The organism is Herbaspirillum sp. meg3 (assembly GCF_002257565.1).
Taxonomy (GTDB): Bacteria; Pseudomonadota; Gammaproteobacteria; order Burkholderiales; family Burkholderiaceae_D; genus Herbaspirillum.
Genome location: NZ_CP022736.1, coordinates 1109533 through 1133012 on the forward strand (window position 1 = coordinate 1109533; position 23480 = coordinate 1133012).

Genomic DNA, 23480 nt, shown 5'->3' on the forward strand with positions numbered 1-23480 from the left:
ATCGTTAGAAAATTTGCTATCTTGCAGGCTGTTTCTCAGGAAACAGCCTGTTTTGCTTTTTATCCGGATAAATTCTCATGTCCAATGTTCAATCTGTCGTAGCTTCCAACGACACCGATATCGATTTCGACCGTCGTTTTGGCGGCATCGCCCGTCTGTACGGCGCACAAGGCCTGGCGCGTTTTCGTGCTGCGCATATTTGTATCGTCGGTGTCGGCGGTGTCGGGTCATGGATCGTCGAAGCACTGGCGCGCAGCGCGATCGGCAAGATCACCATGATCGATCTCGACAACCTTGCAGAATCCAACGTCAACCGCCAGATCCATGCATTGACCGATACGCTCGGCAAGGCCAAGGTCACGGCGCTGCACGAGCGCATCATGCAGATCAATCCGTATTGCGAAGTCACCGAAGTGGAGGACTTTCTCACCCCCGACAACGTCGGCGATATGATCGGCGTCGGCCGTTTCGACTACGTGATTGACGCGATCGACAACGTGCGCGCCAAGGTGGCGCTGATCGCTTATTGCCGTGAAAACAAGGTGCCCTTGCTGACCAGTGGCGGCGCCGGCGGTCAGATCGATCCGACCAAGATTGAGATTCGCGACTTGTGCCGTACCGAGCAGGAGCCTTTGCTGGCGAAGGTGCGCAAGCGATTGCGCGCATGGCACAAGTTTCCGCGCGGGACCAAGAACAAGTTTGGCATTGACGCGGTGTTCTCGACTGAGCCGTTGCGGTTTCCCGAGGGCGAGGTCTGCGAGGTGGATACCGATGATGCGGCTGACGGTTTGGATACTGTCGATGCGGATGGGCGCAAGCAGGAGGCCGGCGTTACCGGGTTGAATTGTGCCGGGTTTGGGTCGGCGATGGTGGTGACGGCTTCGTTTGGACTGGTGGCGGCGGGGTTTGTGTTGCGAAAGATCATGGAGCGGCCCGAAGACGGCGCTCAATAAGCAAGGCTGCAAATGCTGATGGAGTAGCGCCTGTTGATGGGCGGGGAGGCTTGAATGGATGAAGAGCCTTGCATATTGATAATTTTATGCTACATTTAATTATTCAATTATCTATTCAGTTATCTATTCAATTTCATGGCAGATCATACTGATCAAGTCCGCCTGCAGCTGATTCAGGGCATTAAAAATGCTCGGCAACTTATTGAAAATATAGGGATTAGTCAGCCGACACTCTCGCGCGCCATTTCCGGAATGGGCGACGAAATTATTCGACTTGGTGCCGCACGATCTATTCAATATGCTTTGCGAGATGGGCGACGTGGTCTGGGTAATGTTCCCGTATATCGCGTGGCCGCAGATGGCAAAATAAAGAATTTGGGGATGCTGTCTCCGGTTTGCCCGGACGGATTCGTGATGCTTCAGGCGGACGGCGTTACGCTGCATAGTGATAGCCTGCCTTGGTGGTTGCTGGACATGCGCCCGCAAGGGTTCATCGGACGCGCCTACGCGACCAGGCATGCCGCTGCGCTTGGTTTACCTGCCCGGTTGGCAGAGTGGAGCGACGCGGACGTATTGCGGGTGCTGATGGCGCACGGTCATGACGCCGTGGGCAATTTGTTGCTGGGCGACGCAGCGCGCGACCGTTTCATTGAGGCGCCGCCGCCCGAGCTGATTGACATGAGAGCCAAGCCCGAGGCCTATCTGCGGCGGGCGCACGATGCCGCCCGAGGGGATATTCCCGGCTCCTCAGCGGGCGGCGAGCAGCCAAAGTTTCTTGCCTTTGTCGAAACGCCGAACGGCCCGCGCCATGTTCTGGTGAAGTTCTCGCTGCCGGACATCAATCCCGTGACCGAACGCTGGGGCGATCTGCTGCTGGCGGAGCATCATGCGCTCGCTACGCTGGCTGCGTCCGGCATTAGTGCCGCCAACTCATCCGTCATCGATCATGGGAAGCAACGCTTTCTTGAAGTTGAGAGGTTCGATCGCGTAGGCGTGTTGGGACGACGAGGCCTGTTCTCACTAATGGCGGTCGAAGCCGAGTTCGTCGGCGCCGCCACCTCTCCCTGGCCGATCATCACTGCGCGGCTGGCGGCCGATGGATACATCACTCGGGAGGCCGCCGATGGCGCCGCGTTGCTGTATGCGTTTGGGACGCTGATCGGCAATACCGACATGCATAACGGCAATCTGTCCTTTACCAGCGAGCATGGCCGCCCTTATGAATTGGCGCCGGCCTACGACATGTTGCCGATGGGGTTTGCGCCGCGTTCCGGAGGTGGTCTGCCGGATACGCTGGCGCCGGCCAATTTGCGTTCTTGCGTGAACGCAGATACTTGGGGCCGCGCACTGGCGCTTGCGGATGATTTTCTTGATCGCATTCGGGAAGATGCAAGATTTTCCGGCGACTTTCAGGCTTGTATCGATGCTTTGGCTGCGCACCTAGGGAGCGCGCACGACAAGATGCTACGCCTGGGCTGACATCGCGCGCGACGTCATCGTGCGGTTCGGCAAGCCGCAATGAAAAAGGCCAATGCATTTGCATTGGCCTTTTGACTGGATTAGCGAGACGCTAACAAGCGCGCATCAGAACCCCAGCGTACGTCCATCCGGATTACGCGGATCCGAATAGCCATAAAAAGCGCCATCCTTGATCTGGATAGTTTGCGTACGTCCCATCGAAGGCTGTACGCTGATCTTCTGACCCTTGTCCTGCAGGATCTTGATCGTATCGGCGCTGATGCCCTTTTCGATGCGCAACTGATCCGGCGCCCATTGATGATGGATACGCGGTGTGATGGTCGCTTCGGCAACGTTCATGTCATGCTCGATCACGTTCAGGATGGTTTGCATCGTGGTCGTGATGATGCGGCTGCCGCCCGGGCTGCCGGTGACCAGGAAAGGCTTGCCGTCCTTGAGCACGAATGTCGGTGACATCGAGCTCAGCGGACGTTTTCCCGGGCCGACGGCATTGGCTTCGCCACCCACCAGACCGAAGGCGTTCGGGACGCCCGGTTTGGCGGAGAAGTCGTCCATCTCGTTGTTGAGCGTGATGCCGGTGCCGGTGGCGACGATGCCGCTGCCGAAGTTCAGGTTCAGTGTGTAGGTCGTGGCGACCAGATTGCCTTCCTTGTCGGCGACCGAGAAGTGTGTGGTCTGATCGCTTTCATATGGTTGCGGCTTGCCTGGCTTGATTTCCGACGACGGTGTTGCGCGGTCAGGATTGATCTTCTTCGCCAGTTCGTCGGCATAAGCGCGGGATGTCAGACCCTTGACCGGCACCTTGTTGAAATCAGGATCGCCCAGATATTCAGCACGGTCGGCGTAGGCCAGCTTCATCGCTTCAGCCATCAGATGAATGGTCTGTGCGCTGTCGGCACCGTATTGCTTCAGTGGATAGCGTTCCAGGATGTTCATCATCTGGATGATGTGGATACCGCCCGAGCTTGGCGGCGGCATCGACATGACTTGATAGCCGCGATAGTTGCCGACCACTGGTTCACGTTCGACGACCTTGTAGTTCTTCAGGTCGGCGGCGGTGATCAGGCCATTGTGTTTGTCCATTTCGGCGACGATTTTCTTGCCGATCTCGCCTTCATAGAAAACTGAAGGGCCTTTTTTGGCGATCAGCTTGAGCGACTTGGCGAGGTCTTTCTGCACTAGTTTTTCGCCGGCTTGCAATGGACGTCCGTCCTTGAAGAAGATCGCTTTGCTGGATTCCCATTGACCGAGGTGGTCACGTTCTGCTGCCAGAATCAGGGCCAGGCTCGGGCTCACCGGATAACCCTTTTCCGCCAGCTTGACTGCAGGCGCGATCACGTCGGACAGCTTCATCGTGCCGTATTTTTGCAGTGCTTGGGTCAGGCCCGCCACAGTGCCGGGGACGCCGATGGCCAGATGCGTATACAGCGAGCGGCCCGGTGCGACGTTGCCCTTGTCGTCGAGGTACATGTCGCGGCTGGCTTTGGCAGGCGCCATTTCGCGGAAATCGAGCGCGACGTTTTTACCGGTCTTTGCATCGTGAATCATCATGAAGCCGCCGCCGCCGATGTTGCCTGCGTTCGGCAGCACAACTGCCAGCGCGAAGCCGACTGCGACACCTGCATCAATCGCATTGCCGCCACGCTTGAGAATGTCGAGGCCGACTTGCGTCGCCAACTCCTGCTCGGATGCGACCATGCCGTTTTTTGCCATCACCGGGCTGATGATGTCGTAGGTCAGGTCGTACTTGACTACCGGCGCGGCCGCTGGTGCAGCGGTCTGAGCGTGGGCAGGCAGGAAGGCGAGGGAAGTACAGAGGGGCAGCAATGCCATGGTGGCCGGCTTGAGCAAGCCGTTGATTTTCCGCATGGGTGATTCTCCTGGAGGTTATCTTTATCTGAGTCTAGTTATGGTGCTGCTCGTGCTTTTGCACTCGATGATTGTAGCCTCAGGAGATGTCGTGTCTATAGAATTTATTGATAAATTTTAGATGCATTACAGCATGCGTCACGCTTGTTTCATCAATCTCCTGTAGGACAAGACGATTGATGAATTGCATGGGACGAATGTGTGACAGGGCGCTGACGCGCGTGCAGGTTTTACGTACTTTCGCGCACGGCCAGTTGGAAGCCGAGATCGAGGCGCGCCTTTTCGACAGGCTCACCCTTGAGTTGACGGATCAGCAATTCCGCCGCCTTGTAGCCGATGTCGTAGCGCGGCGTGATGATGGTGGTGATCGATGGTGTGGCACATGCAGCCCACGACAAGTCGTTGAAGCCGGCTATGGCCATTTGCTGCGGGACTTTGATACCGCGGCGCTGGCATTCAAACAAGGCACCCAGCGCAAGATCGTCGTTGCAGCAAAAGACCGCATCGCAATCAGGGGAAATCTCCAGCACGCGCGCCAGCAATTGCGCACCCATGTCCACCGTGGTCGGCGTCGGCAACAAAACCTCGACGTTCGGATCCAATCCTGCCTCGGACAGGCCTTTGCGAAAGCCTTCACGGCGTTTCATCATGCGCGGATCGAGCTGCGCGGCAAGAAAAGCAGGTCGCCGATAACCGCGTTCAATTAAATGCTGCGCCACCGCATAACCGGCCTTGGTTTGAGAAAAACCGACCGACATGTCGCTATTGGTTTTGCCGAGATCGAACATGCGCACGGCAGGAATATTGCTGCTTGCCAGTTGCTGGCGCAGCAATTCATGCTGGTCTGAACTCGATAGCAGAAAGCCCGCGGGTGCATGCGCCAGATAGGTAGAGATCAGCTGGCTCTCCTTCTCTTTCGAGTAGCCCGTCTCGCCGATGAGGAACTGATAACCGGCCTGCGAGAGATAGTCCCGAATTCCGCTGAGCGTTTCGATGAACACCGCATTGGTCAGCGACGGCACCAGCACGCCGATCACCTGCGATCGCGCGGAAGCCAATGTGCTGGCGGCATGATTGGGAACGTAGCCGAGTTTCTTGATGGCCGCAGTGATGCGGTCGCGCGCTTCCTGCTGCACCAGTTCCGGCGTCTTCAGCGCCCGGGAAACGGTCATCGGGCTGACCTTCGCTTCATCGGCGACGTCGACAATCGTCACGCGACCGGTGGCGCGGCTTCCTTTGGTTGTTTTTGCAGGTTTTTCGGCAGCGGCTTTTTTGCTCATGATGGGGCGGAATTCTCTATTGCCGACATCATACCTGAGCACTCTTTCCTCATAGGATTTCAGGGTTTGGTTAATTCATGTTGCGCCGCCGCATCGTACGCATGATGGGCTTCTCCGCGCCCTGATATTCATACAAATGATTTGACACATAAATTTTGGTAGCGTTATCATCGCGGCCAATGTTAACGCTAACATTTGAAAATGTAGTCGATGCACAAGCAGCGTTCAACAAACAATTTTCTTATTTTATAAACACTACGCAGATAGTGGGCACGGCAGCCAGGATGCAGCAATGAGCAACAAGGCGCGTCGTCGAGACAATGTAAAGACTCCGTAGTGGATGGCAGGCATGGTGTTGACGGCGCAGCAATGGTGGCTCTTGCTTCTGAATGCCCGTGCGCACTATCGACCCTGGAGACATCCTCATGTTCGGATTGAGTAACGAAGCAAGTCTGTTGTTGAACGCCTTCCTCGCCATAGTGGTGCTGATCGTCATGATCACGCGCCTGCGCATTCATCCCTTTATCGCCCTGATCATCACGTCCGGCTTCCTCGGCCTGATCTCCGGCATGCCTTTGCCCAAGATCGTCAAGTCCTTCCAGGATGGTTTTGGCGGCGTGCTCGGTTTCGTCGGCATTGTGCTCGGCCTGGGCACCATGCTCGGCAAGATGATGGCAGAATCCGGCGGCGCCGATCAGATCGCGCAGACGCTGGTGCGCGCTTTCGGCAAGCAGCGCGTGCACTGGGCCATGATGATCGGTGCTTTCCTGGTCGGCATCCCGCTGTTCTTTGAAATCGGCTTCGTGCTGTTGATCCCGCTGGTATTCATCGTGGCGCGCCGTTCGGGCGTACCGCTGTTCAAGATCGGCATGCCGATGCTGGCCAGCCTGTCGGTGATGCACGGCCTGGTGCCGCCGCATCCGGGCCCGTTGCTGGCAATTGGCATCTTCGGCGCCGATATCGGCAAGACCATTTTCTACGGCCTCATCGTCGGCCTGCCGACCGTGATCATCGCCGGCCCGATGTTCGGCGCCTTTATCTCCAAGTATGTCGACATCAAGCCGTCGGATGAACTGATGGAACAACTGGCGCGTGAACCGCAAACCAAGGAACTGCCGGGCTTCGCCATCACTCTGATCACGGTGTTGTCGCCGGTCTTCCTGATGTTGCTGAAAACCTTCGTCGACGTCACCTTGCCGGAAGGCAGCGCCATGCGCGACCTGATGGATTTCATCGGTAACCCGATCGTGGCCTTGCTGGCGGCGCTGCTGCTGTCGCTGTACACTTTTGGCGTGGCGCGCGGTTTTACGCGTCAGCAAGTGTTGAAGTTCGTGGATCAAAGTCTGGCCCCGACTGCAGCCATCGTACTGATCATCGGTGCAGGCGGCGGTTTCAAGCAGATGCTGGTCAATAGCGGCGTCGGTACGGCAATCGGTCAACTGGCGGTGCATGCGCAGATCTCGCCGTTGCTGCTGGCCTGGTTCGTGGCGGGTGTGATTCGTGTGGCGACCGGTTCGGCAACGGTGGCGACCATCACCGGTGCAGGCATCGTGGCGCCGCTGGTCGCACTGATCCCCGGCACCAATCGTGAGCTGCTGGTGCTGGCCACCGGCGCCGGATCGCTGATTCTGTCGCACGTCAACGATGCAGGCTTCTGGCTGGTCAAGGAATACTTCAACATGAGCGTCGGCGAAACATTCAAGACCTGGACGGCGATGGAGACCATCATCTCGGTGGTGGCGCTGGCCTTCATCATGTTGCTTAATTACATCGTGTAAGCACACCCGCGTTTTCACGATCGCAGTAAAGGAAATACTCATGTCGCACTTCATGCTCGGCGTCGATATCGGCACCACCAGCACCAAAACTGTCGTGTTCACGTTGGACGGCCAGGTCGTTGCCCAGCATGCAGTCGAATACCCCTTGCTCTGCACCGTGCCCGGCATGGCGGAGCAGGACCCCTTGCAGATTTACGATGCCGTGCTGGCGTCCATCGGCCAGGCCGTGAAAGCGGCTAAAGCCAGCGCAGGCGAGATCGCGCTGGTGTCCTTCAGCGCTGCAATGCATAGCGTCATCGCCATCGGCAAGGACAATCAGCCGCTCACCAACAGCATCACCTGGGCCGACAACCGCGCCAGCCTGTGGGCGCGCCGCATCCGTGAAGAGCATGGCGGCCAGGCCATCTATCAGCGCACCGGTACGCCGATCCATCCGATGTCGCCGCTGTGCAAGCTGATGTGGCTGCGTTACGACCATGCCGATATCTTTGCCCGCGCCGAACGTTTCGTCGGCGTGAAGGAATACGTGTTTTTCCGTTTGTTCGGCCGCTGGCTGGTGGACTACTCGATTGCCTCCGCGACCGGCCTGTTCAACCTGCAGGAACTGAATTGGGACAAGGGCGCGCTGGCTTTGATCGGCATCGACGCCGCGCAGTTGTCCGAACCGGTACCGACCACACATCACATCGCCGGATTGCCGTCTGATGTCGCCGCGCAACTGGGGTTGAACACCGACACGCCATTCGTCCTCGGCGCCAATGACGGCGTGCTGTCCAATCTTGGCGTCAACGCCATCCATCCAGGCCAGGTCGCAGTGACCATCGGTACCTCCGGCGCGATGCGTACCGTCATCGACCGGCCGATGACCGATCCTTCCGGCCGTACGTTCTGTTATGCGCTTACCCAAAAGCACTGGGTCGTCGGCGGCCCGGTCAACAATGGCGGCAATATTTTCCACTGGGTGCGCGACGAACTGGCGACTGCGGAAGCCGAAGCGGCACGCAAGGCCGGTGTCGATCCTTATGACGCCTTGACCGACATCGCTGAAAAAGTATCGCCCGGCGCCGAAGGCCTGCTGTTCCATCCCTACATGGCAGGTGAACGCGCGCCGCTGTGGAATGCCGACCTGCGTGGTTCCTTCTTCGGCCTGGCCTTGCATCACCGCAAGGAACACATGATCCGCGCCGCGCTGGAAGGCGTGATCTTCAATCTCTACACCATCCTGCCGGCGGTCGAAGATCTCATCGGCCCGACCCAGCGCATGATGGCCACGGGCGGTTTTGCGCGCTCGGCCTTGTGGCGTCAGATGATGGCCGATATTTTCAACCGCGAAGTCGTGGTGCCGCAAAGCGTCGAATCCTCTTGCCTGGGCGCCGCCGTACTCGGCCTGTTTGCGCTGGGCATGATCCGTTCGCTGGATGTGATTTCCGACATGGTCGGCTCGACCAACCGTCATGTACCGATAGAGAAAAACGTGGCGATCTACGAACGCCTGCGTCCGATTTTCCTGTCGATTCCGAACAAGCTGGCCGACGAATACCGGGCCTTGTCCGAGTTTCAGCGCTTGAGCGTGAAATAAATAACAACACAGAAACAGCACCACAGTACAACGCAAACAAGGAGACAGAATGAGCGCAACACTACCCGCAGGTCTGCAGAGTTTTTCACTGACCGGCAAACTGGCATTGATCACCGGCTCCAGCGGCGGCATTGGTCTGGCGCTGGCGCGCGGCCTGGCCGCTGCGGGCGCATCCATCGTGCTCAACGGCCGCGACGCCGCCAAGCTGGCCGGCGTTGCCGCGAAGTTGCGCGAAGAGGGCTATACCATCCACGAGTCTTCATTCGACGCGACCTCGTCGGCATCGGTGGAAGCGGCAGTAGCGAAGATTGAAGCCGATATCGGTCCGATCGAAATCCTGTTCAACAACGCAGGCATTCAACGCCGCGCGCCGCTGGAAGACTTCAAGGAATCCGACTGGAACGACCTGATCAGCACCAACCTCAACAGCGTCTTCTTTACCGCCAAGGCAGTCGCACAAGGCATGATCAAACGCGGCCGCGGCAAGATCATCAACGTTTGCTCGGTGCAGAGTGAACTGGGCCGTCCGAACATCGCGCCATACACTGCCACCAAAGGCGCAGTGAAAATGTTCACCAAAGGCATGGCGATCGACTGGGGCAAATACGGCCTGCAAGTCAACGGTCTTGGTCCCGGCTATTTCAAGACCGAGATGAACATGGCGCTGGTCGCCGATGAAAAATTCTCCGAGTGGCTGATCGGCCGCACGCCCTCACGCCGTTGGGGCGATGTCGAAGATCTGGTCGGCGCGGCGGTATTCCTTTCCAGCGACGCCTCGAAATTCGTCAACGGCCACATCCTCTACGTCGACGGCGGCGTAACGGCAACCTTATAAAAACAAGGACAACATCATGCAACAAGGCATCGTCATCCACGCGCCGCACGATTTGCGCGTACAGGAACTGGAAACCGCTGAACTGCAACCGCACCAGCTCAAGGTCAAGGTTAAAGCCGGCGGCATTTGCGGTTCAGACCTGCACTACTATCACAACGGCGGCTTCGGTACGGTGCGCATCAAAGAGCCTATGGTGCTCGGCCACGAAGTCTCCGGCGTGATCGCCGAAACCGGCTCGGCCATTGGCGACATCAAGCCGGGCACGCGTATTTCCATCAGCCCAAGCAATCCTTGCGGCCTCTGCAAATACTGCCAGGAAGGCAAACACAATCACTGCCTTGACATGCGTTTCTACGGTAGCGCGATGCGCATGCCGCACGTGCAGGGCGCTTTCCGTCAGGAGATCATCATCGAGCGTGCACAGGCGCACGTCGTCGCCGATCACGTCACCGATGGCGAAGCCGCCATGGCAGAGCCATTGTCAGTCGCGTTGCACGCCGTGCGCCGCGCCGGCCCCTTGTTCGGCAAGCGCGTATTGGTCACCGGCTGTGGTCCGATCGGCGCGTTGACCGTGATCGCCGCACGCCGCGCAGGCGCCTTGCAGATCGTTGTTACTGATGTCGCCAAGATGCCGCTGGAAAGCGCGCTCAAAGTCGGCGCCGATCAAGCCATCAACGTCGTCCAGGATGCCGATGCACTCAAGGCTTTCACGCAAGACAAGGGCACCTTCGATGTGCTGTTCGAAGCCAGCGGCAACGAGCAGGCTTTGCGTGGTGCGCTCGATACGTTGCGTCCGGGTGCGGTGATCGTGCAGGTCGGCCTGGGCGGCGATATCAACTTCCCGGCGAACCTGTTGGTGGGTAAAGAACTGGAATGGCGTGGCGCCTTCCGCTTTCACGAAGAGTTCGCGCTGGCAGTCGAATTGATGAACAAGAAGCTGGTCGACGTGAAGCCGCTGATCTCGGCAACCTACCCGTTCGAAAAATCCGTGGAAGCGTTTGAGATTGCAGGCGACCGCTCGAAGATGATGAAGGTGCAGTTGAGCTTCGATTGAACTTTGATTCAACTTCGACTTAACTTCAATCCAGCAGCATCAATGGAATAAAAAAGGCGCTCAATTGAGCGCCTTTTTCTATTGCGGGCATGGCTGCTAGATCAGTGCTTCAATGCTGGTGCTTTCGCCCCGCCCTTGCCAAACACCAACTGAACGACGACTGCCACCACGATATTGATCGCCAGCGCAATCAGACCGGTGTACATGGAGTACGAATCAGCCCCGATGTGGAAGGTATGCACCGGCTTGATGCCATCCGCATACGCCAGCCAGCTGCCGCCGATGATACCGACCGCCCAGCCGGTCAGCAGCGCGTTGGCGCCAAACCAGCCGATGAACAAACCGAACACCAGCGCCGGGAAAGTTTGCAGAATCCACACGCCGCCCAGCAACTGCAGATCAAGCGCAAACTTGGTCGGCAGGAACAGGATGAACACCAGCGCGCCGAACTTCACCACCAGCGACACCATCTTGGCGACCTTGGCTTCGCCTTCGGCCGACACGTTCGGATTCACGTACGGCTTCCAGAAGTTACGCGTGAACAGATTGGCCGCACCAATCGACATCACCGCCGCCGGCACCAGCGCACCGATGGCAATGGCCGCGAACGCAAAGCCACTGAACCAGCTCGGGAACATGGCATTGAACAGCGCAGGAACGATGTCATTGTTCACTTCGACCTTGACGCCCGCCGCGTAAGCCATATAGCCCAGCAGCGCGATCAGACCCAGCAGCACCGTGTACGCAGGCAGGAACACAGCGTTCTTGCGGATCGTGTCAGCACTCTTGGCCGCAAAGATGCCGGTCAGGGTATGCGGATACATGAAGGCCGCCATCGCCGACCCCAGCGCCAGTGTCGCAAACGGCAGGAACTGTGCAGGCTTCAACGTCAGACCGGTCATGCCGCCCTTGGCCGCAAACGCCTCACGTGCCGAGTTGAACACGATGCCATAGCCGCCCAGCTTCATCGGCACCAGCACCACCGCCACCAGCACCACGATGTAAATCATCAGATCCTTGACGAAGGCAATCAGTGCAGGCGCGCGCAGGCCGGCCGAATAGGTGTACAGCGCCAGAATCACGAAAGCCGCCAACAGAGGCAATTCACCGGTAACCCCGAGCGCCTTGATCACGACTTCCATCCCGATCAGTTGCAGCGCGATATAAGGCATGGTCGCCACGACGCCGGTCAGGGCAATGGCCAGCTCCAGCTTGCGCGACTTGTAGCGGCCGAACACCACGTCGGCAGCGGTGACGTGACCGGCCTTGTGTGCAGCGTGCCACAGCTTGGGCATGATCAGGAACACGATCGGATAGACCAGAATCGTGTACGGCAGCGCGAAGAAGCCGTAAGCACCGACCGCATACACCAGCGCCGGCACCGCGATCACGGTATAGGCAGTGTAGAAGTCACCGCCGACCAGAAACCAGGTAATCCAGGTGCCGAAGTTACGGCCGCCCAGACCCCATTCGTCGAGGTGAGCGCCCTTGTTGGAGGAGCCGCCGCTTTGCCAGCGCGAGGCCCAGAAGCCCATGACGGTGACCAGCGCAAAGAAGAAGATGAAGACGCCGAGGGCAGTCCAGTTGATGGAAGAGGAATTCATTATTCGACTCCCTTCCTGAGACCGTCTTTATAGACGATCCAGATGATTAATGCGGTGAGCGGAACCCACATGAACTGATACCAGTAGAAAAACGGAAAGCCGAACAGTGCGGGCAGTTCGTCGTTGTAAAACGGAACCCACAATAGACCAATGAACGGCAACAGGAGTAAGAGCCGCATAGAAGTTCTCCTCATACTTTTGGTGGAAGGATTGTTATTAAAATCGCAGCGCAATTATAGTGAGAATCGTCGCGATCCGTTTGCGGCGCGGCATTTTTCAGTGACTTGTCAGGCTCTGAGAGCCGCCATGGGACTTGGTTTTCGAGGTGGAAGCGGTGATGACTTGCTTTTGCGACGCAATAAATATCGCTGAATAAAAGGCTGCAAGCGATATTGAAAATAAGTCATTCGCGTTTTTGTCAGTGCATCGTCAGCTTGAAAAAAAAGCGCAAAAAAAGCCGCCGACCAAAATCAATGAAGTCAGCGGCCATCATCGTCAGGTTGAGATGTTTCAGCTGTTGTTGTTCAGGCCTGGCTTGTCATAGACGTGCAGGTTGCGCAGACAACTCTGCACTGCCTCCTCAAACGAATGCACCACCTCATGCGCGCCTTCGATGGCGTTGTCTTCCAACTGCAATTGCTCAAACGGATTGGCGATCTGCAGCACCAGTTGTTTGACGTTCGGCAGGCGCTGTTTCATCTGGACCAATGCCGATTCGATCTGCGCCTGTTCCTTCACCGGTTCGATGCTGACCAGGCAGAACATCGCGACAATGCCGGGTTTGACGTCGGGCGGTGGTGCGTCGCCTATTTCTTCCAGCGTGACATGACGGCCGTCCAGGTTTTGCTTGCGCAGGATGCGCACCAGGATTTCCGCCGCCAGCTCGTCACCCCCGGATCCGGCGCCGATACCCAGCACGATGGTGCCCGCCGGTACGTCGAAAGAACCTTGCGTGCCACCGATGATGGCTTCGCGGCGACGGCGCAGCTGGCGACCGATGTTGACGTCTTCCAGCATGGAGATGCGCGTGTATTGGCGCCACCACTTTGGATTTTCGCCGAGCGCTTCGATGACGGAGGCGATGGCGCTGCCGACCTTCAGTTGTTCGCTCTTGCTGATCGCGTTGGCGTCCAGATCCGCGCGCGCCAGATGCAGTGCCGGTACCACCACCGAATCGCAATACGCGGCAAAGGATTTGCGCTTGAGAATCTGGCGTGCGCTGGCGATGATTTCTTGTGTATCGCCGGAGAGGGCGCGCTGATAAAAATTCTGCGGCAGCGTCAGGGCGGGAATTTCTCCGAGCAGGATTTCAAACATGTTGAGCGCGCGGAAGTATCTGCCCGCCACCACCAGACACAAGGTCAGCGGTGTCGACAACACCAGTCCGACCGGGCCCCAGATCCAGCTCCAGAAAATCGCTGCAATCACGACCGACAATGGCGACAGGCCGGTGGTGTGGCCGTAAAGCTTGGGTTCGACCAACTGAGCAAAAACGACCTCAATGACCAGAAAAAGCATCAGCGTCATGATCGCCAGCGACCAGCCCGGTGAAATCGCAGCGGCCAGCAAAGTCGCACAGAATGCGGCGATCCACACACCGACATAGGGGATAAAGCGCAGGATCGCCGCCATCGCGCCCCATAGCAAGGCCTGCGAAAGGCCGAGGATGCTTAACCCTATCCATACCAGCACGCCGACACCGATGTTGACGGCAAACTGCGATACGAAAAAGCGCGACAGGCGTTCGCCGGCGTCATTGACCGCTACCGTCGTCGCGCGCAAGTCATTGCCGCCGGCCAGACGAATGAAGCGGTCGCGCAAGGCCTCGTGTTCCAGCAGGACAAAGATCAGCACGACAAAAACGATACCGGCGGTTTCCAGAGGGGCCCAGACTGACGACGCGATGCGCGTCAGCAATTGCAGCGGCTTTTGCGGCGGCGAGTGGATTTCCACAGGGATCGGCGTATTGCTGCCGGCACTCAATTTACCCAATCCACCGGATGTCGATGCAGGCGTCGTGCTCCTGGCTGTGCCGGCATCTTTTTCGTCGGACAGGTTGTCGATCCAGCGTCCTGCCTGGCCGTTGAGTTCGCCCAGTTTTCCCAGTGTCAGATGATCGAGTACGGAGACCTTGCTGCGGATGGTATCGGCATACTGCGGCAGGCTGGCGCCGATGCGTACCACCTGCATGCCAATGATCAGGCCGACTGCCGCCAGGGACAATGCCAGTGTGACGACAGCGACACCAACCGAAAGAGTCTGTCCCAGGCCGATCCGCCGCAGGCGATGAATGAAAGGCGTGATCAGCAGGCTGAGGATGATGGCGAGCGTGATCGGAATCAGGACATCGCGCCCAAAGTAGAGCAGGGCGAGTACGGTCGCCGTGCCGAGGATGCCGGCAACCTGATTGGATTGACGGCGGGGTTCTTGTTGACTCGACAAGGGAAGGCCTCAGGAATGATTAAAGTGACAAGACGGACGGATTGTAATGCAGCAGCGCTGCTACCCCTGCTCTGGTCGGCCAGTGGATACAGAACCGCAGGGCTGCATTTTTCTTTTCTAACTTTATCATGCGTGGGCGACAAGTTTCCGGGCGGGTAGGCGGGTGCACGAGAAGGTTGAATGTGATTAAAGGTATCGCTTGGATGGTTTTCAAAATATTATGCTGCTGAAATTACTTTCTATTTGCCCAATTTCGTTCAGAAACCATGTCTGACAAAAATAACGTTTCCACAGGCAAGCGAGCGCGGTTCTTCATTGCTTTGATTGCGCTGGCTATTGTCGTTCTCGAAATCTGGGGAATCAGCTATAGCCGCAAGGTGCAGGTGGAAGAAAGCCGGGCGTCCATTTCCAACGTCACGCGCGCATTGGCGCAGCATGCCGAAGATACCTTGAAAGAAGCCGAAATCGTCATTGGCGACGTGTTGGAGCGGCTGGTGCGCGACGGCGCATCGCCTGAAGGCGCAGAGCGCACACATCAGGCTTTGCGTGCGCGGCTGTCGGCTTTGCCGCAAATCGATGGCTTGTATGTGCAGGATCAGGACGGCAACCTGATTGTCACTTCTCAGGAAAAGCTGAACAAGGAATTGAACGGCCGTGACCGTACCTACTTTCTCTATCATCAGAATCATGCGGATCTCGGTATCCACATCGACGTACCGATACAAAGCAGATCCACGGGGCATTGGGGATTTACGGTCAGTCGGCGTTACAACAAACCGGATGGCAGTTTTGGCGGCGTCGTGGTGGCGACGATCGACATGACGTATTTTGAAAATTTCTACAAGACCTTCGATATCGGTAGGGAAGGGGCGATCGTGCTGATCCGGTCGGACGGCATATTGTTGTATCGCCGTCCGATGCGAGACGAATTCGCCGGCAAGAACATGACCGGCACCGCCTTGTATCGCGCCTACCGTGAGAATGCGCTTACCGGTTCTGCGCTGATCAAATCGTCGCAAGACGGTGTCACGCGTATCAATGTCTATCGCAGTGTCGCCAGCTATCCGCTCTTCGTGTCCGTAGCCATGTCGGAAGACGAAATATTGGCCGATTGGCGTCGTGAGTCGATTATGCATGGCGGGAGCATGGCGTTGTTGTTGATCGCGGTACTCTTCGCCGGAAACCGGTTGATTACACAACTCAATCAACGCTCCAAGACCGAAACCGATGCGTTGGATGCGCAGGCGAAAGCCGAGAGAGCGAACCAGTCGCTGGAACAACTCGCTTTGAAGGATGACGTGACCGGTTTGCCCAATCGCCGTCAGTTCGACACGTTGTTGAAGAGCGAACTCAATCGTGCCAAGGAAGAGCAGGCGACGGTATCGCTCCTGATCGTCGATATTGATCGTTTCAACGTGTTCAGCCATCTGTACGGTCACTCCAGCAGCGACGACTGTCTGCGTGCTATCGCAGGAGCAATCAAGGCAAGCCTGAAGCAATCTGCTTATATCGCTGCGCGTTACGGTGAAGAGCAATTCAGTGTCATCCTGCCGAACTGCTCCCAAGCGGCTGCGGTCGCTTTTGCCGAGCAGCTGTGTGAGGCAGTGAGCGCACTTGCGATTCCACACTGGGAAAGCGACGAGGGCGTCGTGACCGTGAGCATTGGCGCCAGTTGCCTGGATTCGGTGGACGACAATGATTTAAGTGCCGACCTGATCCGCTCGGCAGGCCACGCGTTGACCATGGCGCAGCAGCGCGGGCACAATCAGGTCGCCAGCTTTTCGTTGCCGAAAATCGCAAAAAAATAAGCCGCATTTTTTCAGGCCGGCACTTTGCTCGCCGCATTTTTATTGAAGCATGCCGCTTGTTACATCAAGCGCTCATGTCCTCGCAGGCCGGGAATGACGCGAGCACGGGAATCTGCTCTGGATCAGGATGTGGACGTGGCTAAATTCAAATAAAAAAACGCCGTCGATGATACCGACGGCGTTTAATTTTGTTACGAACTCCGCACTAGGCTGCGGAGTTTTTTGCTTCTTATGCAGGCAACGCAGGATAGTCGATATAGCCTTCCGCACCACCGCCGTACATGCCTTCTTCGCGCAGTGGGTTGAGCGGTTTGGATTCGCGCAAACGACGCACCAGATCCGGATTGGCGATGAACAGGCGGCCAAATGCCACTGCATCGGCCAGCTTGTCGCTCAATACAGATTGCGCTTCAGCACCGGTAAAGCCGTTGTTGACCAGGAAGGTTCCCGGGAAACGGCTGCGCAGTGCAGCGTAGTCGAACGTGACTGCACCGGCTGGCTGGCGTGCGCCACCGGTCTCGCCTTCGACGACGTGCAGGTAAGCCAGACCCAATGGCGCGATCTGTTCCACTACGTAGTTGTAGAGCGCTTGCGGCTGGCTGTCGAGCTTGGTGTCATTGAAGGTCGTCATCGGGCTCAGACGAATACCGGTACGGCCGCCGCCGACTTCCTTGGCGACTGCTTGCATGACTTCGATCAGCAGGCGTGCGCGATTCTGGATGCTGCCGCCATAAGGGCCACTGCGGTCATTGACGCTGTCGCGCAGGAACTGTTCCAATAAATAGGTGTTGGCGGCATGTACTTCAACGCCGTCAAAACCTGCATCGATCGCATTGCGCGCAGCCTTACGGTAGTCCTCCACCAGACCCGGCAGTTCGTCATCGCGCAGTGCACGCGGTGTCGACACGTCGCTATAGCCGTCGGCGGTGAAAGTCTTGGCGTTGGCCGCACGGTTGGTCGACGACACCGGTGCTGCACCATCGGGCAACAGCGAGCTGTGCGAAATACGGCCGACATGCCACAACTGCAATACGATCTTGCCGCCTGCAGCGTGTACCGCATTGGTGACTTCACGCCAGGCGGCGACCTGTTCTTCGGAATGGATGCCTGGTGTGCCGATATAGCCTTGAGCCATCGGGCTGATCTGGGTAGCTTCCGCGATGATCAGACCGGCGCTGGCACGTTGACGGTAGTACTCAACGGTCATCGGTCCCGGCTTCAGACCTTCGATTGCACGGCTGCGAGTCAACGGCGCCATGACGATACGATTGGCGAGCGAGATATCGCCCATTTGTACTGGATCGAATAAAGATGTCATGAACAACTCCTTTTTTAAAATGAAAAAGACAGTGGCGTATCACTGTCTTTAAAACGGAAACCTGGGAATCTGGATCGCAGCGTCGCGATGGAGTTCCATCATACCTTAAAATTAGACCGGTCGTCTAATTGTTGGTTTTTACTTTAAAGCAATGAAAAATATGGCGGTGGATTCGGTGTTTTCAACCCTGCTCAAGGCAACGGGTTGAAAGAAGGCGACGGAGGCGTGAACCGGGGATATAGGGGAGACAGCGCCGGCAGTGCAACCGGACAGACTGCAGGCTGTCCGGTTTCGATGTGGATTTATTTGGCGGCGGACAGCATACGCTCGACATAACGCGCAATCAGATCAATTTCCAGATTGACCTTGCTGTCGACCTTCAGGTGCTTGAGCGTGGTGACCTGAATCGTGTGCGGGATCAGGTTGATCGAGAAGCGGCAGCCGCCGGCGACGTCTTCCACGCGGTTGACGGTGAGCGAGACGCCATTGACGACGATGGAGCCTTTGTAGGCGAGATACTTGCCGAGTGCCGCAGGGGCTTCGACGATCAGTTCCCAGGATTCGCCGACCGGTTCAAACTTGCGCACCACGCCGAGGCCGTCGACGTGGCCGGAGACCAGATGGCCGCCGAGGCGTTCTGCCAGGGTCAGGGCTTTTTCCAGATTGACTTCACCCGGCGCATCAAGACCGGCGGTGAGGTTAAGGCTCTCGCGCGAGACATCAACGGTGAAGCCTTTTGGCGTCTTTTCGACGACGGTCATGCAGGCGCCATTGAGGGCAATCGAATCACCCAGCGCGACGTCGTCCATCGGCAGTGCGCCGGCATCGATGTCAAGGCGCACGCCGGCGTCGGCGGTGTTGCCCAGGGGGTGAACGGAAGTGATTTTGCCGACAGCGGCAACGATGCCTGTAAACATAATGAAGCCCAAATAAATTAACGGAACCGTGCAAGGATACGCAAATCTTCGCCGATTTGCTTGACCTCGTGGAAGCGCAGAGAGATCTTGCCGGACAGATCGTCCAGCGCCGGCAGGTCGAACATGCTGCGGCCGTCGCCGAGCAGGTTGGGCGCGAGATACAGCAACAGCTCGTCGACGCAGCCTTCGCGAATCAGCGAAGCGTTCAGCTTGGAGCCGGCTTCGATGTGGACTTCGTTGAGCTGGCGTTTGCCCAGTTCGGCAATCACGCGCGGCAGGTCAACCTTGTTGGCGGGATTGGGCAGGACGATGATTTCAGCGCCCTGATCTTCCAATGCGGCAATTTTTTCGCGATCTTCGCTGGCAGTGAACACCCAGGTGCCGCCGCCGGTCAGGATATTGGCGGATGGTGAGAGTGTCAGCTTGCTGTCGATGACAATACGGCGCGGCTGGCGCGGGGTGTTGACGGCGCGTACGCTCAACTGCGGATTGTCGTCCTTGACGGTGCCGATGCCGGTGACGATGGCGCAGGCGCGCGCACGCCAGAAATGACCGTCGTCGCGTGCCGCCTGGCCGGTGATCCACTGGCTCTTGCCGTTATGCAGCGCGGTCTTGCCGTCGAGGCTGGCGGCCGATTTCATACGTATCCACGGCGTGCCCTGCTGCATGCGCTTGAAGAAACCGATGTTCATTTCATGGGCAGCATCCTGCATCAGGCCGGAAACGACGGCGATGCCGGCGGTTTGCAATTTTTCCAAACCTTTTCCGGCGACCAGTGGATTGGGATCGGTCATGGCCGAAACAACCCGGCCGAGTCCGGCGTTGACCAGCGCATCGGCGCACGGTGGTGTGCGGCCAAAATGGCTGCAGGGTTCGAGCGTGACATAGGCGGTTGCGCCGCGCACCTCGTTGCCGCGTTCCTGTGCGTCTTTCATCGCCTGGATTTCAGCGTGGTTGCCGCCGGGCGGCTGGGTGAAACCGGCGCCGATGATGCGGCGGTTCTTGACGATCACACAGCCGACGCGGGGATTGGGTGTGGTGGTGAACATGCCGAGCGCGGCTTGCTCCAGCGCCAGCGCCATGGCTTGCTGATCGCTATCGATATCGATGGAATAGAGAGACTGATCGGTGGACACGTTGGTTGTAGGCGTTGTCTATGTTGATGGTAATGGCTAATGGTTGTCCGGCGCGTTGTTACTACTGCTGGCACCCCTGAATCGGCAACTGGCGTCGTCTGCCGGGTTGCACAAGCGGGCGCGGCCGGCGAGGGTGACACGCACGACTCTTTCTTTGCCGTTGAGCGAAAATTGCCAGGATCCCCACTGCGACGTCAGCACGCTCAGATTGCTGCGCGGTCTGCCGTTGCCATTGTAAGCGATGTAGGGATAAGACTTGTCGCTCAGGGTGGTGGCGACTTGCAAGCCGGGAATACGGTCGTCGTAGCTGTAAATGAGTTCGTCGCCAGCATCGAACTGCGGGCGGCCATCGCCGTTTTTATTGAGAAATACCACCCAGCCGTTTTCCCAGCGCAGGCCGTCGCGCGGGGCAAGGTCGACACGTGCGCCGCGCTGAATGGCTTCACTGCGCGCCAGATTCAACGCAAACAGGAACTGACTTGATGCCGTGATGACCTGCTGGGTTTGCAGATACGCCCGAAAGCTTGGCACGCCGGCAGCCAGCAGGATGCCGATGATGCACAGCACGATCAGCAGTTCGGGCAGGGTGAAGCCGGCAGGATGTGCATGGCGACGGTGAAGGGAGCCATGTGCCTGCATGTTGCATTGCTCCTTCACCAGCACGCTGCCGGCGCCGCTGCGGCCGGCATGCCCGCAGCGGTTCTTTCGCCGAGACTGTTGAAGGTCAGCGTACCGCACACTTCGTCCTTGAAGTGCGTATCGACTTGCGGCCCGCCGGGTGTTGCGGACAACACGACACAGTGCTGGATGGCTTGGCCGGGACAGGCTGCTGCGCTGATCTGATAAGCGCTGCCTGCCGGCGTGCTGCCTGAATACCAGAGGAAGGAATTGGCGTTGGCGGCGGTGTAGGCCGCGTAGCTGTTGTAGTGAGAAAAATGGCGTTCCTGTTCCTGCATGGCTTGCATGAGCGCCGCGCGCGCTTCGACGCGCTTTCCTTTGGTGATGACGCCGAGATAGGTCGGGTAAGCGACCAGCGAGAGCAGGCCGATGATGCTGACGACGCACATCAGTTCGATCAGGGTAAAGCCGCGAGAGGGGATGGTCATGATTGGGGGCATAGGGGCCTATAGAATGAAACCTCAGATTTCCTGCCAGTTGCCGATTTCCCGCCAGCTGATCCTCACCGGGGATTTGCCGGGGGAGTCGGGAGCGGCATGGATGGCATGAATGGCATAGACGGATTGCAGAATCACTTGCGTGCTTTCTCTGCTGCCGAAACCGATGGCTGTGATGCGCAAGCGCTGCAAAGCGGATATAGATGCACTTGGTTTACCAACTTCGATAAGTTCAATCAGATAACGCGGTGGACGCGATGCAAGAGAAGCTGCGCCGTACGGAAAATGCTGCCCCGAATACCGGCCATATTCGACCCATGGCGTTGGCGCAAGCATGTTGAATGTCGTCCACAACGGCGTCTTGCCGGCATGGCATAGTCCAGCGAACGGGCCGCTCTCATTGCAGCGCCCGGGCAACGCAGGAAAGGCACCCATTTGCCCGCGACCATTGGCCGAATTGTCCGGCCCGGCAGACAGATCCAGCTCCGCGTCGCGCAGGGCCGCCTCGGCCGCTTCGAAGGCGATTTGCCGGTCGCGGTCGCTGCGCGAGGATTTTTCGTTCATCAGCGACATGCGTGCTGCCGTCACGCCCAGCAACATGACAACGATCAGCATGATCAGGGCAATCAGCAGGGATGCGCCGGATTGGCGATGGCGTGTCATCATGGCGGCATGTTGCGTAAGCGTATCGTGGTCTGAAACAGTTTGCGTATCCGGTGCGGCTGTTTGAGTTCCGTGATCGTGACGCCAGGGTCGAGGCTATTGCGATAAGCCGGGCCAAAGAGCTCATATACGCTTTCTGGCGCATCGTTGCCGCCGTTTTGTTCGCCGCGTACCAGCATGGCAATGCGTACGGCAATCACTTGACGCCACTGTTGATCCGTCATTTGTGAAGCATTGCGATATTGCGTCATAGGGCCGTCATTGTGGTCGCCGACACCATACAGAACCTGAAAAGCTTCGATACCGCGCGCGATAGCAGTCGCATCCCAGTTGCCATCTTTTTTAGTGAGATGCTTGCAGCGTAGTTCCGGTTCACCGTGACTATCGGCAGCGACAAAAAAAATGCTCCAGCCGCGCTCATTGTTCGCTTTGACAGGCGTCTCGATCATCGCTGCATTGGCAGGCGCTGCCACGGCGAAACCAGCGCAATTCAGGATACTGCCATCCGCCTTATGGCCGGCTCCGGAACCGAAATAGCGGATCGCAAGCACATCGCTGTTGTAGTTCGTCGTGTTCTCTATTGGTACAGTAAGAGCGATTGTCTGGTCGTCAAGTCTGGCGTTATCTAGTCCGGAAACACCAGGTTGAAGCAATGTTGTGTCCAGCGAAGGGAAATCTGTAAATGCCGGATGATCGTAAGGGACAAAGTTCGCCTGCCGGATCGCGCGGCTCAAGACGTCGATGGCGTAACGTCCGTTGTCTTGCACCAGTGCACCGTCGCTGACGGCGACGTAGCTGGATTTTGCTGCGTTGAGCAAAGCCAGCGACGCGAGAGCAACCCCCATGCCAAGCGCCATGGCAATCATGAGTTCGATCAGGCTTAGGCCCGCTTGGCGACGTGGGTGGCGAGGCAGCATTTAAATGGCGACGGCAATAGCAATGCGCGGAGAGGCTTCTCTCGTGCTAGATGCGGCGCTGGCAGAGCCGGCTTCTCTTGCCGACCAGCCGATTTTGATGACAATCGCAGCATTTGCTGCGTGATCACAGGACCATTGCAGTTTGTTCGTGGTTGCCGGATTACTGTCGCGGCAAACGACGGCTCTTGCCTGCGGCAGTGCTTGCCGCAATTGTTGTTGCCATCCCTGTATTTCTGCTGTCGCCATGGCGGCGCCATCGCAGACGTGCTGTATGCAGGCGAGGGAGGATGGCGTCGTGGAATTGTCTATCGCGTCAGCCTGATAAGAAAACAGATACGGGCTGGCGGGCAATCGTGCCGACGCAGAATCGGTGCGCATGAGTTCAGCCAAGGTGACAGCCAGTTGTGTTGCTGTAGTTTGAAATCCGCTTTGCTGCGTCATGCGCAAGGCGCGTAATTGCATCGCGGCGACGCCGCTTGCACCTAGCGCTAGAAGGGTGATAGCAACTAATACTTCGATGAGGGTAAAACCGTTTTCCTGCGATTTTTTGCCGGGCTTGCTCACATGGATGCACATGGCGTGGTCACGTAAAAAAGCCAAGATTGTGAAGGAGTTTTGACGGCAAACAAGCTGAAACCGCGTGCTACGTCAGCCGTAGCAAGCAATATCTGCGTTACCTAAATTTTTTGCCAAGTTCTCGTGGAGATATTTCGCCTTCAATGTCGATATTGAA

The 23480-nt window shown here is 57.7% G+C and carries 20 protein-coding genes; 7 read left to right on the forward strand and 13 right to left on the reverse strand.

What is annotated here, in order from left to right:
* Positions 1–77: 77 nt before the first annotated feature.
* Both tcdA and yjjJ read left to right on the forward strand, forming a co-directional pair.
* Positions 78–953, forward strand: coding sequence for a tRNA cyclic N6-threonylcarbamoyladenosine(37) synthase TcdA (tcdA, locus tag hmeg3_RS05080; protein ID WP_094562778.1), 876 nt, complete (start codon positions 78–80; stop codon positions 951–953).
* Positions 954–1088: 135 nt separating this feature from the next.
* Positions 1089–2432, forward strand: coding sequence for a type II toxin-antitoxin system HipA family toxin YjjJ (gene yjjJ / locus hmeg3_RS05085; protein WP_094562779.1), 1344 nt, complete (start codon positions 1089–1091; stop codon positions 2430–2432).
* 105 nt (positions 2433–2537) lie between these two features.
* On the opposite strand, the gene ggt is transcribed toward yjjJ, so the two are convergent.
* The gene (ggt, locus tag hmeg3_RS05090) at positions 2538–4301 is read right to left on the reverse strand and encodes a gamma-glutamyltransferase (RefSeq protein WP_094562780.1); all 1764 of its coding nucleotides are present in this window, start codon (positions 4299–4301) and stop codon (positions 2538–2540) included.
* Between the two features lie 230 nt (positions 4302–4531).
* Entirely contained in the window at positions 4532–5581 is a 1050-nt protein-coding gene (locus hmeg3_RS05095) for a LacI family DNA-binding transcriptional regulator (RefSeq protein WP_094562781.1), read from the reverse strand.
* A 425-nt stretch (positions 5582–6006) separates the two neighbouring features.
* On the opposite strand from hmeg3_RS05095, the gene hmeg3_RS05100 reads away from it, so the two are divergent.
* The 4 genes from hmeg3_RS05100 to hmeg3_RS05115 are packed head-to-tail and all read left to right on the forward strand — an operon-like array spanning position 6007 to position 10827.
* On the forward strand, positions 6007–7359 hold the full coding sequence (locus hmeg3_RS05100; RefSeq protein WP_094562782.1) for a GntP family permease: 1353 nt from the start codon (positions 6007–6009) through the stop codon (positions 7357–7359).
* A 40-nt stretch (positions 7360–7399) separates the two neighbouring features.
* On the forward strand, positions 7400–8938 hold the full coding sequence (gene gntK, locus hmeg3_RS05105) for a gluconokinase (protein WP_094562783.1): 1539 nt from the start codon (positions 7400–7402) through the stop codon (positions 8936–8938).
* Positions 8939–8987: 49 nt separating this feature from the next.
* Positions 8988–9773: an SDR family NAD(P)-dependent oxidoreductase gene (locus hmeg3_RS05110; RefSeq protein ID WP_094562784.1), complete on the forward strand. Its 786-nt coding sequence runs from the start codon at positions 8988–8990 to the stop codon at positions 9771–9773.
* Positions 9774–9789: 16 nt separating this feature from the next.
* Complete coding sequence (locus hmeg3_RS05115) at positions 9790–10827, forward strand: L-idonate 5-dehydrogenase (protein ID WP_094562785.1); 1038 nt, start codon at positions 9790–9792, stop codon at positions 10825–10827.
* A 101-nt stretch (positions 10828–10928) separates the two neighbouring features.
* Here hmeg3_RS05115 and mctP read toward each other — a convergent pair whose 3' ends face one another.
* The 3 genes from mctP to hmeg3_RS05130 all read right to left on the reverse strand — a co-directional run bounded on the left by mctP (position 10929) and on the right by hmeg3_RS05130 (position 14873).
* Positions 10929–12431, reverse strand: a complete 1503-nt coding sequence (mctP, locus tag hmeg3_RS05120) for a monocarboxylate uptake permease MctP (RefSeq protein WP_094562786.1) — start codon at positions 12429–12431, stop codon at positions 10929–10931.
* Positions 12431–12610, reverse strand: a complete 180-nt coding sequence (locus hmeg3_RS05125; protein WP_094562787.1) for a DUF3311 domain-containing protein — start codon at positions 12608–12610, stop codon at positions 12431–12433. Before hmeg3_RS05125 ends, mctP begins: the two co-directional genes overlap by 1 nt.
* A gap of 331 nt (positions 12611–12941) precedes the next feature.
* Positions 12942–14873, reverse strand: a complete 1932-nt coding sequence (locus tag hmeg3_RS05130) for an AI-2E family transporter (RefSeq protein ID WP_094562788.1) — start codon at positions 14871–14873, stop codon at positions 12942–12944.
* Between the two features lie 266 nt (positions 14874–15139).
* On the opposite strand from hmeg3_RS05130, the gene hmeg3_RS05135 reads away from it, so the two are divergent.
* Entirely contained in the window at positions 15140–16681 is a 1542-nt protein-coding gene (locus tag hmeg3_RS05135; RefSeq protein ID WP_094562789.1) for a diguanylate cyclase domain-containing protein, read from the forward strand.
* Between the two features lie 229 nt (positions 16682–16910).
* On the opposite strand, the gene hmeg3_RS05140 is transcribed toward hmeg3_RS05135, so the two are convergent.
* The 8 genes from hmeg3_RS05140 to pilV all read right to left on the reverse strand — a co-directional run bounded on the left by hmeg3_RS05140 (position 16911) and on the right by pilV (position 23347).
* Positions 16911–17999, reverse strand: coding sequence for an alkene reductase (locus tag hmeg3_RS05140; protein ID WP_094562790.1), 1089 nt, complete (start codon positions 17997–17999; stop codon positions 16911–16913).
* Between the two features lie 302 nt (positions 18000–18301).
* On the reverse strand, positions 18302–18916 hold the full coding sequence (locus hmeg3_RS05145; RefSeq protein ID WP_094562791.1) for a riboflavin synthase: 615 nt from the start codon (positions 18914–18916) through the stop codon (positions 18302–18304).
* A 17-nt stretch (positions 18917–18933) separates the two neighbouring features.
* Entirely contained in the window at positions 18934–19998 is a 1065-nt protein-coding gene (gene ribD, locus hmeg3_RS05150) for a bifunctional diaminohydroxyphosphoribosylaminopyrimidine deaminase/5-amino-6-(5-phosphoribosylamino)uracil reductase RibD (RefSeq protein WP_094566145.1), read from the reverse strand.
* Positions 19999–20088: 90 nt separating this feature from the next.
* The gene (locus tag hmeg3_RS05155) at positions 20089–20691 is read right to left on the reverse strand and encodes a GspH/FimT family pseudopilin (RefSeq protein WP_094562792.1); all 603 of its coding nucleotides are present in this window, start codon (positions 20689–20691) and stop codon (positions 20089–20091) included.
* Positions 20692–20705: 14 nt separating this feature from the next.
* Positions 20706–21158, reverse strand: a complete 453-nt coding sequence (locus tag hmeg3_RS05160; protein WP_232511876.1) for a type IV pilin protein — start codon at positions 21156–21158, stop codon at positions 20706–20708.
* Between the two features lie 33 nt (positions 21159–21191).
* Positions 21192–21833, reverse strand: a complete 642-nt coding sequence (locus hmeg3_RS05165) for a PilX N-terminal domain-containing pilus assembly protein (protein ID WP_094562794.1) — start codon at positions 21831–21833, stop codon at positions 21192–21194.
* Positions 21830–22747 (reverse strand): PilW family protein, encoded by a 918-nt coding sequence (locus tag hmeg3_RS05170; RefSeq protein WP_094562795.1) that lies wholly within the window; start codon positions 22745–22747, stop codon positions 21830–21832. Before hmeg3_RS05170 ends, hmeg3_RS05165 begins: the two co-directional genes overlap by 4 nt.
* Positions 22748–23347: a type IV pilus modification protein PilV gene (gene pilV / locus hmeg3_RS05175; protein WP_157739211.1), complete on the reverse strand. Its 600-nt coding sequence runs from the start codon at positions 23345–23347 to the stop codon at positions 22748–22750. It lies immediately after the preceding gene.
* Positions 23348–23480 lie beyond the last annotated feature (133 nt).

What these genes read in the sequence shown, in the direction of transcription:
- tcdA (WP_094562778.1), top strand. Translation starts at nt 78, where the DNA reads ATGTCCAATGTTCAATCTGTCGTAGCTTCCAACGACACCGATATCGAT.
- yjjJ (WP_094562779.1), top strand. Translation starts at nt 1,089, where the DNA reads ATGGCAGATCATACTGATCAAGTCCGCCTGCAGCTGATTCAGGGCATT.
- ggt (WP_094562780.1), bottom strand. Translation starts at nt 4,301, where the DNA reads ATGCGGAAAATCAACGGCTTGCTCAAGCCGGCCACCATGGCATTGCTG.
- hmeg3_RS05095 (WP_094562781.1), bottom strand. Translation starts at nt 5,581, where the DNA reads ATGAGCAAAAAAGCCGCTGCCGAAAAACCTGCAAAAACAACCAAAGGA.
- hmeg3_RS05100 (WP_094562782.1), top strand. Translation starts at nt 6,007, where the DNA reads ATGTTCGGATTGAGTAACGAAGCAAGTCTGTTGTTGAACGCCTTCCTC.
- gntK (WP_094562783.1), top strand. Translation starts at nt 7,400, where the DNA reads ATGTCGCACTTCATGCTCGGCGTCGATATCGGCACCACCAGCACCAAA.
- hmeg3_RS05110 (WP_094562784.1), top strand. Translation starts at nt 8,988, where the DNA reads ATGAGCGCAACACTACCCGCAGGTCTGCAGAGTTTTTCACTGACCGGC.
- hmeg3_RS05115 (WP_094562785.1), top strand. Translation starts at nt 9,790, where the DNA reads ATGCAACAAGGCATCGTCATCCACGCGCCGCACGATTTGCGCGTACAG.
- mctP (WP_094562786.1), bottom strand. Translation starts at nt 12,431, where the DNA reads ATGAATTCCTCTTCCATCAACTGGACTGCCCTCGGCGTCTTCATCTTC.
- hmeg3_RS05125 (WP_094562787.1), bottom strand. Translation starts at nt 12,610, where the DNA reads ATGCGGCTCTTACTCCTGTTGCCGTTCATTGGTCTATTGTGGGTTCCG.
- hmeg3_RS05135 (WP_094562789.1), top strand. Translation starts at nt 15,140, where the DNA reads ATGTCTGACAAAAATAACGTTTCCACAGGCAAGCGAGCGCGGTTCTTC.
- hmeg3_RS05140 (WP_094562790.1), bottom strand. Translation starts at nt 17,999, where the DNA reads ATGACATCTTTATTCGATCCAGTACAAATGGGCGATATCTCGCTCGCC.
- hmeg3_RS05145 (WP_094562791.1), bottom strand. Translation starts at nt 18,916, where the DNA reads ATGTTTACAGGCATCGTTGCCGCTGTCGGCAAAATCACTTCCGTTCAC.
- ribD (WP_094566145.1), bottom strand. Translation starts at nt 19,998, where the DNA reads ATGGCGCTGGCGCTGGAGCAAGCCGCGCTCGGCATGTTCACCACCACA.
- hmeg3_RS05155 (WP_094562792.1), bottom strand. Translation starts at nt 20,691, where the DNA reads ATGCAGGCACATGGCTCCCTTCACCGTCGCCATGCACATCCTGCCGGC.
- hmeg3_RS05160 (WP_232511876.1), bottom strand. Translation starts at nt 21,158, where the DNA reads ATGACCATCCCCTCTCGCGGCTTTACCCTGATCGAACTGATGTGCGTC.
- hmeg3_RS05165 (WP_094562794.1), bottom strand. Translation starts at nt 21,833, where the DNA reads ATGATGACACGCCATCGCCAATCCGGCGCATCCCTGCTGATTGCCCTG.
- hmeg3_RS05170 (WP_094562795.1), bottom strand. Translation starts at nt 22,747, where the DNA reads ATGCTGCCTCGCCACCCACGTCGCCAAGCGGGCCTAAGCCTGATCGAA.